This window comes from Halomonas sp. BM-2019, from assembly GCF_017584085.1.
The window spans coordinates 190,623-191,960 of the sequence record NZ_CP071922.1; the positions used below are offsets into that span (position 1 = coordinate 190,623).

At 71.8% G+C, this 1,338-nt stretch carries 1 protein-coding gene; it reads left to right on the plus strand.

The window, feature by feature from the left end; translation table 11 throughout:
* The coding region (gene gpmI, locus J5F18_RS01010; RefSeq protein WP_346300515.1) for a 2,3-bisphosphoglycerate-independent phosphoglycerate mutase at nucleotides 1–1,126 on the plus strand (1,126 nt) is incomplete at its 5' end.
* Between the last annotated feature and the right edge of the window lie 212 nt (nucleotides 1,127–1,338).

A 1,338-nucleotide genomic window follows, 5' to 3' on the forward strand; every position in this document is an offset into this window, starting at 1 on the left:
CGGTTTCCTGGACGGCCGCGACATGCCGCCCAAGAGTGCTCAGGCCTCCATCGAGCGCACCGACAAGGGCCTCGCCGAGCTGGTCGGCGCCGAGAACGGCTTCGTCGCCTCCCTCATCGGCCGCTACTACGCCATGGACCGCGACAACCGCTGGGATCGCGTCGAGAAGGCCTATCGCCTGCTGACCGAGGGTGACGGCGAGTTCGAGGCGGTGAGCGCCGAGGAGGGCCTGCGCGCGGCCTACGAGCGCGGCGAGACCGACGAGTTCGTCGCCGCCACCAGCGTGCGTCCCGCCGGCGCCCCGGTGGTGCTGGAGGAGGGCGATGCCGCCATCTTCATGAACTTCCGCGCCGACCGCGCCCGGGAGCTGACCCGCGCCTTCGTCGAGGAGGCCTTCGACGGCTTCCCGCGCCGCGTGCGGCCGCGGCTCGCCGCCGACGGCCTGGTGACGCTGACCCAGTACGCCGCCGACATTCCCGCCCCGGCCGCCTTCCCCCCGGCCGAGCTGACCAATACCCTGGGCGAGGTGATGGAGGCCCGCGGCCTGACCCAGCTGCGCATCGCCGAGACCGAGAAGTATGCCCACGTCACCTTCTTCTTCTCCGGCGGCCGCGAGGCCGAGTACGCGGGCGAGACCCGGGTGCTGGTGCCCTCGCCCCAGGAGGTCAGGACCTACGACGAGAAACCGGAGATGAGCGCCGTCGAGGTCACCGACAAGCTGGTGGCGGCCATCGAGTCCGGCGACTACGACCTGATCGTCTGCAACTACGCCAACGGCGACATGGTCGGCCATACCGGCGACTTCGATGCCGCGGTCAAGGCCATCGAGGCCGTCGATACCTGCGTGGGCCGCGTGGTGGAAGCGATCGAGCGCGTCGGCGGCGCCTGCCTGGTCACCTCCGACCACGGCAACGCCGAGCAGATGGTCAACCCCGAGACCGGCAACCCCCAGACCGCCCACACCACCTTCGACGTACCGTTGATCTACGTGGGCCCGCGCCCGGCGCGGCTGCTCGATGACGGCAGCCTGTGCGACATCGCCCCGACCCTGCTGACCCTGATGGATCAGTCGGTGCCCGAGGAGATGACCGGCCGGGTACTGATCGAGCTCGACCCCACCTCCTGACGGGGTCCGGGCCATGGCCAGCCCAGGACGCCGGGTGGGGCGCCTCGTCGTGCTGCTGCTGGCCCTCGGCCTGGTCGGCCCGCTGGCCGCCCAACCCAGCGAACGGGCGGCCCAGGAGCGACTCGACGCCATCGGCGAGGAGCTCCAGGGCGTCGCGCGGCGCCTGGCGGCGACCCGGGAGGCCCGGGATGAGGCCAGCCGCGAGCTGCGTC